This is a genomic window from Butyrivibrio sp. (assembly GCF_017433805.1).
Taxonomy (GTDB): domain Bacteria; phylum Bacillota; class Clostridia; order Lachnospirales; family Lachnospiraceae; genus Butyrivibrio.
Map to the genome: position 1 here is coordinate 1 of NZ_JAFRGN010000035.1, position 10,947 is coordinate 10,947.

The 10,947-nt window shown below is 43.2% G+C and carries 10 protein-coding genes, 1 tRNA gene and 1 pseudogene; 1 reads left to right on the forward strand and 11 read right to left on the reverse strand.

What is annotated here, in order from left to right:
• Positions 1–1,540 (reverse strand): DNA polymerase III subunit gamma/tau (dnaX, locus tag IJI01_RS08800; protein ID WP_292188914.1); only part of this gene is annotated, 1,540 nt, incomplete at its 3' end.
• Positions 1,541–1,579: 39 nt separating this feature from the next.
• Entirely contained in the window at positions 1,580–2,653 is a 1,074-nt protein-coding gene (locus tag IJI01_RS08805; protein ID WP_292188916.1) for a 6-phosphofructokinase, read from the reverse strand.
• Positions 2,654–2,809: 156 nt separating this feature from the next.
• On the opposite strand from IJI01_RS08805, the gene IJI01_RS08810 reads away from it, so the two are divergent.
• Positions 2,810–2,898, forward strand: a tRNA-Ser gene (locus IJI01_RS08810).
• Positions 2,899–2,934: 36 nt separating this feature from the next.
• Here the strand turns inward: IJI01_RS08810 and IJI01_RS08815 are convergent.
• The 9 genes and pseudogenes from IJI01_RS08815 to IJI01_RS08855 all read right to left on the reverse strand — a co-directional run.
• Positions 2,935–3,633, reverse strand: coding sequence for a LytR/AlgR family response regulator transcription factor (locus IJI01_RS08815; RefSeq protein ID WP_292188917.1), 699 nt, complete (start codon positions 3,631–3,633; stop codon positions 2,935–2,937).
• Between the two features lie 60 nt (positions 3,634–3,693).
• Positions 3,694–4,479, reverse strand: a complete 786-nt coding sequence (locus tag IJI01_RS08820; RefSeq protein WP_292188919.1) for a DUF6033 family protein — start codon at positions 4,477–4,479, stop codon at positions 3,694–3,696.
• A gap of 154 nt (positions 4,480–4,633) precedes the next feature.
• Positions 4,634–5,293 carry an NUDIX hydrolase gene (locus tag IJI01_RS08825; protein ID WP_292188922.1) on the reverse strand — a complete coding sequence of 220 codons (660 nt, stop codon included), beginning with the start codon at positions 5,291–5,293 and terminating at the stop codon, positions 4,634–4,636.
• A 63-nt stretch (positions 5,294–5,356) separates the two neighbouring features.
• Entirely contained in the window at positions 5,357–6,160 is an 804-nt protein-coding gene (locus IJI01_RS08830) for an FRG domain-containing protein (RefSeq protein ID WP_292188925.1), read from the reverse strand.
• A 121-nt stretch (positions 6,161–6,281) separates the two neighbouring features.
• The gene (locus IJI01_RS08835) at positions 6,282–7,067 is read right to left on the reverse strand and encodes a hypothetical protein (protein WP_292188927.1); all 786 of its coding nucleotides are present in this window, start codon (positions 7,065–7,067) and stop codon (positions 6,282–6,284) included.
• Positions 7,068–7,153: 86 nt separating this feature from the next.
• Positions 7,154–8,764 carry an ABC transporter substrate-binding protein gene (locus IJI01_RS08840; protein ID WP_330623107.1) on the reverse strand — a complete coding sequence of 537 codons (1,611 nt, stop codon included), beginning with the start codon at positions 8,762–8,764 and terminating at the stop codon, positions 7,154–7,156.
• Between the two features lie 49 nt (positions 8,765–8,813).
• Entirely contained in the window at positions 8,814–9,686 is an 873-nt protein-coding gene (locus IJI01_RS08845; protein ID WP_292188930.1) for a carbohydrate ABC transporter permease, read from the reverse strand.
• 24 nt (positions 9,687–9,710) lie between these two features.
• Positions 9,711–10,601 carry a carbohydrate ABC transporter permease gene (locus IJI01_RS08850; protein WP_292188931.1) on the reverse strand — a complete coding sequence of 297 codons (891 nt, stop codon included), beginning with the start codon at positions 10,599–10,601 and terminating at the stop codon, positions 9,711–9,713.
• Positions 10,598–10,947: pseudogene (locus IJI01_RS08855) on the reverse strand (ABC transporter ATP-binding protein); the annotation flags it as partial. The pseudogene IJI01_RS08855 and the gene IJI01_RS08850, both read right to left, overlap by 4 nt.

The following is a 10,947-nucleotide window of genomic DNA, read 5'->3' on the forward strand; positions in this document are numbered from 1 at the left end:
AATTTTCTTCAAAGGTCTGCTGAGCTTCCAGATATCTTGTCTCAAACTCTATATGCTTGCCTGTAGCATTGTCCAAGAAGTTCTGAAGCTCTTCCTTGGACTCACCCTTGGAATACTTGTCAGTAAGCTGTTTGTTATCCAATACGATTTGAAGGATATCATCGTTTCCAAGGCTAAGACGGGCTCTTTGCAAATAGGTCTTCATAGGATTATCCATCCTCATGAGTAGACCAGGCCAGTTATTAACTACCTTCTTGATATCCTCAGGAACTGCCCTGTCCAGAGTTTTCTTGGCCTTGGGAGCTCCCATCTGCTGAGGAGCACTTCCGCCTCCTGATACAGAAACAGCTACCTGACCAGTCTGTATTCCCTTAAGGAGCTTGCCATTTTCCTCGTCGTGCTGTTCAAGGATTCTGATTCTATCCTCAAAGGCATCCTCAGCATTCTCCATCTGAGGCTTGCATAGCTTGATAAGAGTTATCTCTATGAGGATACGCTTCTGAGATGCATATCTGATCTGAGATGATAATTCGGAAAAGACTCTGATGTATCTGAGAATGGTATCTATATCTGCTGAGTTTGCCTGCTCCTTGAGAGCTACCAGATTGTCAGAAGAGATATCTATTACATCCTCCATCTGATCTGAAGCCTGCACGAGCATTAAGTTTCTAAGGTACCAGACAAAATCGTTAACAAACTGAGACAACTCTCTTCCCTGGATAACAATATCCGCTAAAAGAGTAAGCGCCCCGTTAATATCCTGAGTATAAAGTGCGGAAAAAAGTCTGCTGAACACCTCTGTATCCACAGCTCCAAGAACATTAAGCACCTTGTCATAGGTGAGCTCTTCTCCGTAGTTGAAAGCGATACACTGATCAAGGAGACTGAGTGAATCTCTCATGGATCCGTCTGCAGTCTTGGCCACGTATCTGAGGGCTCTTTCTTCTACCTGAATGCCTTCTGCATCTACAACCTCGCGAAGTCTGGCTTCTATAGTATCGATGGTGATCCTGTGGAAGTCATATCGCTGACATCTGGATAGAATCGTAATAGGAAGCTTCTGAACTTCAGTTGTAGCCAGAATGAACATTACATAAGACGGCGGTTCCTCAAGTGTCTTGAGCAGAGCATTAAAAGCTCCTGTAGAGAGCATGTGAACCTCGTCGATAATATATACTTTCTTTTTACCCTTGGTAGGTGAGTAAGAAACCTCGTCGATGATCTCTCTGACGTTATCCACACCGTTGTTGGAAGCAGCATCGATCTCGATGACATTCATGCTGTTGCCTGCAGCGATTTCTTTGCACATTTCGCATTCACCGCAGGGGCTTCCATCTACCGGATGCTCGCAGTTAACTGCTCTAGCAAGAATCTTGGCAACAGAAGTCTTACCTGTTCCGCGAGTTCCGCAGAACAGGTAAGCATGTCCAACTCTATCTGATTTAATCTGATTCTTGAGTGTGGTAACTATGTGATCCTGGCCTTTGACATCCTCAAAGACCGGTGGTCTGAATTTTCTGTATAATGCTACATAACCCATTTAAAACTAAAACTCCACAACAAAACTTAATTTTATAATTTAGTCCCCAAAGCATACGCCAAGCATCTTGGCTTCCTGAATGATGCTGGCATCAGGAGATACGTATTTGAGCTTGCCTGCGATGTCTGCAAGCGGAACCTTAACGATCTCTCTATTCTTGTAAGCTACCATGTAGCCAAATTCCTTGTTAAGAATAAGCTGTCCAGCCTCTGCTCCAAGTCGTGAAGCAAATACTCTGTCATAAGGGTCAGGCGCTCCACCTCTCTGCATGTGTCCAGGAACAGTAACACGAACTTCATGTCCTGTCTTGTTCTGGATAGCCTCAGCAATCTCGTAGGAAACTGAAGGATACTTGTAATCTGCCATTTTCTCCTTAAGTTCTTTCTTGGACAGCTTGGCATCCTTCTTGGAAATTGCACCCTCAGCAACAGCTATGATCGTAAATCTGCTGCCTCTCTTATCTCTTGCCTCAATAGCATCGCAAATCTTGTTGATATCATAAGGGATCTCAGGAATAAGGATAACGTCCGCGCCGCCTGCAAGTCCTGCATTAAGTGTAAGCCATCCAACCTTGTGTCCCATTACTTCTATAATAAATACACGGCCATGAGAATCGGCTGTGGTATGGATGTTGTCGATAACCTGTGTCGCAACATCAACCGCACTCTGGAATCCAAAGGTCATATCTGTTCCCCAAAGGTCATTATCAATGGTCTTGGGCAGTGATACGATGTTAAGTCCTTCCTGACTCAGAAGGTTAGCCGTCTTCTGTGAACCGTTTCCTCCCAGAACAACCAGGCAGTCGAGCTGAAGCTTGTAATAGTTCTGCTTCATAGCCTCAACCTTATCAAGACCATTCTCATCAGGTTCTCTGATAGTCTTAAAAGGAGTTCTGGAGCTACCAAGGATAGTTCCACCCTTGGTAAGGATTCCTGAAAAATCCTTGGATGTGAGCATTCTGAAATCGCTGTAGATAAGTCCTCTATAGCCGTTCAAAAAGCCGTAGAACTCTACCTGCTCACCGCTGTGCGCAATACACTTAACAACGCCGCGCATTGCTGCATTCAAAGCCTGACAGTCGCCACCACTAGTCAACATACCAATTCTCATCATTGTGAAAAGGCCTCCTTTGAAAAAGCTCAATTGTAAACGCACATACTACGTTTAATTATACAAAATAATTAAGTCCGTGCCAAGTTATCCGGTTGACTGATATTCATTAAAAAAGTATAATAAAAGGCGCTTTGAATCTGCATTCAAGGCACCTTTGGAGTTGTACCCAAGTGGTTGAAGGGTCCGGATTCGAAATCCGGTAGGTCGGCTTGTCCGGCGCAGGGGTTCAAATCCCCTCAACTCCGGTTTTACTCTATCCTACGGGATGGAGTTTTTTATTTTCAGAAGGTATATTTCAAAATCAGGTCGCTGAGCTGCCTGTAGGTTCCTCTTGGAACCGTAAACTCAGTGCCATCTTCCATAGAAAGAGTATCTTTATTTATCTTAAGAACTCTCTTTAGATTCACGATCGTCTTCATTCCAAGAGCATGGAAGTACTGCTCTCCTATTTCTTCCATCAAAGCCTGCATAGTACTGCGGACAAAGTAGTTCTTTTCCGTGGTCACAATTCTCTTATAGTGGTCCTCGGACTCCACATAGATTATGTCATCAATAGGAATTCTGCTGACTTCTCCGCTCTCCCTCACAACAAGGAAACGAACTTCCTGATCCTGACACACTCTGTCTAAGGCATCAAAAAAGTCTTCCTCAAGAATTGGTTTTTCGAGGTAATGAACGGCATGAATCCTGAAGGCTTCCTTGTAAAAAGCATTGGACGAAGTCATAAAGACAATATGGCTGTTCTCATCCTTTTTACGGATGGACTCAGCTATCTCGATTCCATTAAGTTTGTCGATGTAAATATCAAGAAGATAGAGGTCATAGGTATTCTTCTCTATGGCATCCAAAAGATCCAAAGAAGTATAGAAAATATCGACATTCATCTCAAGCCTTGGATGAGCTGCCTTATATTTTTCTAAAAGCTCTGCCGCCTCAGCAGCAGAGCTTTTCTCGTCATCACATATTGCAATCCTGTACATAATGCCCCCAGCACAATCAATATATCATACACAACTGCTCTATATATTATTATCAATTGACTATCCCCTAAAGTCAATGCTCTGTCCGACCATTTTCTCCTCAGGCGTCTGTACGCTGTTGGCTCTGAGATTATAGTTGTAGGCTTCAATCTTGGCTTTTAGTTCCTCAACGGAGCTTGCCATGATGATCTCAACATCCTCGTCATTTTCTATTTCATCCCAGCTCTTGGTTTCTCCGGTCTTTTGAGCCGATTTATCCCGGAGCTTTTCCTGGAGCTCTTCTGTTTGTTCTTTCTTTTCAGCTTTCTTGGCTGCTGCCTTTTCAGCCTCTTTCTTGGCTGCTCTCTTCTCTGCCAACCTCTCTGTCATATCCTGAGAGGACTTCTGCATAACAGCAAAGAAGGATGCTGTTCCATTGTCATTGACCTGCATTCCAATAGCCTTAACATTGCCATTCTGCTCAGCAAGAGATTTAAGCTGCGGCATCTGAGACTGTGCTCTTGCTATGAGGCCTTCATACTTAGCTCTGAAGTTCTCATCTGTAGCCATGCGCTCAATCTTTTCCTCGTCGATCAGAACTACCATCTTATTGGCATTTCCGTAGGATGCAGCATTCTGCTTGGCATAATCTTTCATATCCTTGCTGACAAGGACAAAATCCATATTGGAATATTTTTTCTTAAGCTCTTCGTAGTACTTGGCTCCAGTTTCGCTCAGCTGGGCCTTTCCAATTGTCTTGCCGTAGTTACCGGTCTTGACACCACTACTCTCTTTTGCACTGGAATTTTTAATAGCTTCATACGCGCCAGAACTGTTACTAGCAGCTATTTCAGAAATATTACTCATGGTTCCCTCCATTTCTCAGAGTCAGACTCCGTTTTTGCTTCCCTGCCTTCAAAAGAAATACCTCATATCCATATGAAATGTGACACGCACATCATGATACAGCTTATGATTTCTCCACTCTGTATATCGGAAACTTTTCGTAATATCTTTAGCTTTATTTCCACATATCTGTTACAAAATACATAAGAGCAGCCCATGTGTAAACGGAGTAGAAATGGCCGTTTTCATCCACGCCCTTTTTGAGTATCTCTCTGGCTTCATCCTTGGTCACGAGAGAAAAGCCGTTAAAGCACTCAGGGCCTTCGCAGCCTTCCTGATTCATCTCATCCAGATTATCCATCCTGAGGATTACCTGTACCAGAGCGTTACTCTCGTCTGTCATTCCTGGTGTACTGAAAAGAAGCGGATTGATGACAGATACGCTGTCTCTCTTGGTATCTACCACAATTCCTGTCTCTTCGTGAATCTCTCTGATGGCAGTCGTTGCGATAGGATCTGCCTCATCCCTGTCCTCAGGATCCATAAGCCCTGCTGGAACGCTCAGAAGAAATCTTCCGGCCGGATATCTGTACTCATAGGATAAAAGAAGCTGTGGCTCCTTGCCAGGAAGCTCTATGATAACCACGCAGCTGACTGCATCTGGAAGCATCTTCTTAAATTCTTCTTCCGACTTGGTGGCTACAATATTCTCCAAAGGGCGCCTTGTTGCATCAAAATAGTGCGCTCCCTCAGCATACTGAAGATCAAAAACTCTTATAAACTTCTTATCTAAAACTGTTTCTACCTTATCGTTTGTAATAACTGGTCCCTTCATACTCTCTCCCACAACTAAATTCTTTTTCTAATATTCTATTGCACTACATGCCTTGCAGATCAATCACTTCACATAGTAGTGTCTTGCAATCCACTTGGAAAGTCCTTCAAGTCCCGGATAAACGATTCGCTCACTCATATTGAGCTGATCCAGCATATCTCTGACTCTCCAACGAAGATTCTTATCAATGACATATTTGACTGTATCCTTGGTGTTCTTATCAAGGAACCCTTCTATATCCTCTATTCCCATTGGAACAACAGCAAAGAAAGAATGCTGATTTATGATTCTCTGATTAAGGGAAGGTGGCTCGATTATTACCATGGCTGAGTCGCCCATGTCCCTGTCGTACTGTTTAAGGCTGTTACCCGTAAGCTCTTTTAACATATCCACAGTGAAAATAGTGGAGTGCTTGTCGTAAACAGCGTATTTGTAATTATTAGGAAGAAGCTCAACCATCTCTGACATGTTGATACGCCAGACCATACAGTCGTGTTTGTCCATATCTTCGAGGTTTTCCTCGGTCATTGCAAAGTTAAGGCCAACAAGAGCTGACTGTGTCCAGTCAAGGAGTCTTGTGGGAAGTCCGTAGTGCTGTCCCAGGATCATCTGTCTCCAGACTGAGCTTCCAATTGATGGCTCGTCGTTGATAGCATACTTGGCAAAGTTCTCTAAGATAGCTGGCTCCAAATGATTCTGCCTGCTCTTACAATTCCTGCTAAGACTTGTATACATAGGAAAAGAGGAATCAGACATGCCCCTGTAAATATATGGACTTCTGTTCCTATCAAGGTCAGCTCTATATTCCTGCTCAGTCAGAAGTGGCAAAAGTTCATCTATGGTATTGATATGTACTTCCTTGATCATGTATATGCCCTCGCAAAAAAACCACCTGTTACTAACTTAATTATACACCAACAAACTGCCTAAATGGAAAGAGGCGCAGCTAAATAGCTACGCCTCCCCTGTCGGTTAAATATTTAAATGATTATTTTACTGTAACTTTTGTGATGTGTGGGTTAGCACCCTCGTACCAGTAAAGGAATCCCTCTACGTCTACTGTCTGGCCAGCCTCAAGTCCGCTTACAAGGTTGTAGAACTCTTCGTCTGATCCATTGAGATAGTACTCAAGACAGAACTCATAGCTAGCTCCATCCTTAGAAAGTGTAAGGTAGATGTCATCACCAGGCTGCTCGTTCTTGAATGAAACTGCCTCTACTGTCATATCTGAGAAAGATACGAGCTGGTTCTGCATATCGATGAGCTCATCCTTGCCAAGAAGGTCTGTAGCGTCCTTAGCTGTTGCTACGAAGTTACCATCCTCGATCTCGAAAGTAGCATCAACGATCTCTACTTCTCCAGACCACTCAGACTTAACACCAGAAACCTTGATCTTTGTTCCTGGAACAAGCTTGTCATAATCTTCCTGTGAGCAAGCCATCTCGTAAATGAAGTAAGCGCCATCCTCATCCTGTGTATAGAATGTAGCCTTATCTTCCCACCATGACTGTTTAGCCTGAACGTAAGTCTCAACTACAACCTCTGAATCAAGCTCAGCTGCTGCATACTCAGCGTATGTCATAACGCCTTCTGCCTTAGCCTCTTCAGCAACCTCAGCTACTGCCTCAGCAACTGACTCTGCTGTTGTTGCAGCCTCTTCTACTACGCTAGCAGCCTCTGTAGCTGTCTCAGCAACTTCTGCTGCCTGCTTGCCGCATCCAACGAATGCAAGAGCAAGACCCATTGTCAATACTACTGCTAATGTCTTCTTCATAATATTCCTCCTATTATGTGGGCGAACGCCCATGAATAATTACAAACAATGCAATTATACTAACATTACAGCAATAATACAAATATTTATTCGTTTTCTTTTCTCGAAAGTCTCTCTTTTAACGCATATGCTCCGATCAAGATCCATGCAAGAACCAGCACTGTCAGAAGCACAACCGACGGAGCCGGAAGCTTTCCAAGGTCTGCTTTGCCGCCTGCGCCGGCTCTTCCAGCACCCTGATCCAGATGATAAAGAGCTTTCACATCCTCATAGAGCTGATCAATAAAGGCATCATCAACTGTCTTCTTGCGCTTAACAGACTTGGTGACATTCTCAACCAGCTGACCAGCAGCATCACGAACTGAAGTAGAACCGTTGAACACTGCTGTAACAAAGGTATTCTCTGTGTTATCCATAAGGAGCTTGGCTGCCTTGATCTTAACATCGTAGTGGACATCATTATCAGTTCCAGCAAGTGATAGATACTCCTGATATTCAGGGGCCTGCTGAGCCTTTCTGGTAACAGGCAGATATCCTTCAGTCTCTGAGTATGCGATCTGTACGTCGTTAGTCAAAAGATATTGCGCAAAAAGCCAGGATGCCAGCACTTCCTGAGAGTCTTTCTTATTAAAGATGCAAACAGAAGGGCCCTGAGAGATCATGGCTGGGTGACCAGTGTCATACTGAGGAATCGTCATTACCTCAGTTTCAAAGTTCACAAGCTTTTCCTCTGCAATGTCGATAAGCGGCGCATTAGAGCCCATCCACGTAGCTCCTGCTGTTGAATCTATGGCAAATATGCACTGTCCTGCATTCAGGAAATTGGCAGGATAGCCAGAAATCTTGAAAGTCGAGAACTCACCATTCTTGGTGTGAGCTGCAATCGTCTTCAAAACCTCTTTGGTATCATCATTAAACAGCAATATGTTTCCATCACTATCTGAATAGCCAGCCCCAAGCTGCTTAAGGCTTGTGATCATCATGTTATCCGTAGACTTATAAATGAAAGGAATCATGACGTTCTGGCCATTTATCTTGAAGGTGCCATCTGCTTTTTTCTCCATGGCAGCCTCTGAAACCTCCCAGATAAAATCCCAGGTAAGTGTCTCAGGAAGCTTGTAGCCCAGCTCCTCAACATAGGTTTTATTGATGTAGCAGGCCTCTGTGGATCTCATGTAAGGAAGCGCGTAGTGGTTTTCTCCAATAACGCATTCCCCAAGGAACTCCGGAACAATCTCATCTACTGTTGGAGAGTCAAACTTAAGGCTACTTCCCCCAAGTCCGTATTTCTCATCTGCAAAAAGATCGTCCAGCGGAACTACAGTGTTGTTGCCCGTCAGATAAGTCGCAATATGATCAGGGTAAGTAATGCATACGTTTGGTGTTGTACCTGTAGAAATATTGGTAATAACATCGTTGTAGATCTTGCCATAATCTGTATACAGTCGCATGTTCACAGTTATGTTGGGATATAGCTTTTCAAAGTCTTCTATGGCTTTATTATAAATAGCTGTCTGAGTTACGTTGGTGTCGTTCTTGGCCCAGAAGGTGAGCTCGATCTTCTGACTCTCATCAAACTCCTGTGGTATCTCAAAGCCGCTGCTGTCCTTGGCACCATGGCATCCAGTAAGAGCCAGAGCACTCACTGCGATGCAGCTTAAGCCAACTATGAACTTTCTCTTTAGTCTCATCATCATATCTATCTAATACTCTTTTCTCACAAAATCTATTAGAATCCCAGAAACATCAACCCTTCGTGCCGCCTCTTGCTACTCCAGCCATGATCTTATGTCTGAAAATAAGGAAAAGAACTACAAGGGGAACAGAAATAACTACTACAGCCGCCATCATCGCTGGCACATTCTCTCGTCCAAAGCCGTTTTCTCTGATCTCCTGAATACCGTTTGAAACCAGGAAATAATTGGAATCGTCAGTGATAAGTCTTGGCCACACATAAGAATTCCAGCACTCGATAACCTTGAGAATAGTGATGGTAACGATTGTAGGCCTTGATATAGGAAGCATTACCTTCCACAGATACCTGAAATCAGAGGTTCCATCCACAACTGCAGCCTTATACAGCTCCTCCGGAATCTGCTCAAAGTTTTCTTTTAAAAGATATATGTAGAAAACCGAAGTCACAGACGGAAGGATAAGTCCAAGGAAGGTATTCCTCAGATCCAGATTGGTAATAGTAACGTAGTTAGTGATGATGACCAGCTCATTAGGTATCATCATAAGAGACAGGAAAAGAGAAAACACTATATCTTTTCCCTTGAAATCAAGCCTTGCAAAAGCAAAGGCTGACAGGATAACAACAACCATCATCAGCGCTGTAGTCAGCACAGTAAATACAAAGGTGTTAAAAAAGTATCTGCCAAGAGAAACTGCTGTAAAGGCTGTTACATAGTTCTCAAGTGTCGGGCTAAGGGTAAAGAACTTGGGCACATACTCTGAGTTGTAAGCTCCATACCCCTTAACGGATGTGAGAAGCATCCAGTAAAATGGGAAAAGAACCAGAATTGCCCATAAAGTCAGAAGGAAATAGATAACAAATTTCCTGACGCGCTCATTTATCATTGTCTGTTGTTCCAGTTTTTTGTTAGTTTCTTCGTTCATGTCTTAGTTATTCCTCAATCTGAATTACTGGTAATATACAGTCTTTTTGCTGACCATAAGATTTATGGTTGTAATAGTAAACACGATCGCAAACAGTATAAGAGCTGCTGCCGATGCGTAGGACGGATAGCCTCCGCTGTTACCGTAGAGCATGTCATACACGTAACCTACGATTGTGTTCATGCCTGCTGCATTAAGGTCAGTTCCAAAAAGAGCTACCTCGTCGCTATATGCCTTGAAGGCTCCGATAAAGCCTGTGATTATCAGATAAAATACCATTGGAGAAATCATAGGAAGTGTTATCTTGTAAAAGATTCTCCACTTGGGGGTTGCATCAACTTCAGCCGCTTTGTAGTACATAGGATTAACCGAAGCCAGCGCACTTGTAAGAATCAGTATCTTAAAGGGCATAACAATCCATATTGTGTAAAAGCACATTACAAACATCTTGGCCCAATATGGTCCGTCGATGAAATCAACTGAAGGACCACCAAATAGCTGAATCAGCAGCGATACCAGACCATCCGAATATGCAGTCTTTTTGAAAAGGATCATGAAAACAAGACCTACTGCCAGAGTGTTAGTGACATAGGGAAGAAAATATACAGTCTGGAAAAAGTCCCTGAGTACCTTGATAGAACTGAGTTCCAGAGATATTAAAAGAGCGATTCCCGTAGATAACGGAACCGTAATTATTACGATAATAAAGGTGTTCTTGAGAGCCTGGATAAAATAAGGATCATGAAGAACATAGGAATAATTATATACTCCTGTTCCCCAGTAAGACTGGGATGCAAAATTGTAACCTTCCTCAAAGGAATATATCAGTACATCGATAAGGGGATATACCATGAATACTCCAAGGAAAGCTATGGCTGGCAAAAGGCACAGCCAGGCTGTCAGATTCTTTTTCATAGTACAACCCTCTCATATGTATTCTCATCAAAGATACGAACTTTGTTTGGCTTAAGTGTGAATCTTATCTTACCGTCCTTGGCCGTTGCAGTTTCTTCTGATGGAACGATTGCTCTTATGTTTTCTCCGGTAAAGAGCTTGTGAGTAGTAACAAAAAGAGGATGTGTAGCTACAAAGCTTGTATCTCTTCCCATTACTTCTCTTGCGATAAAGTCACACTCAAGTGGACCATTTTCATCGATGATAAAGCCCTCTGGCCTTACTGCCACATATACTGATCTGTCAGCAGCGCCAGGAGCATCCATAACAACAGCTTCTCCGATATAGACCTTCTCATTTCTGATCT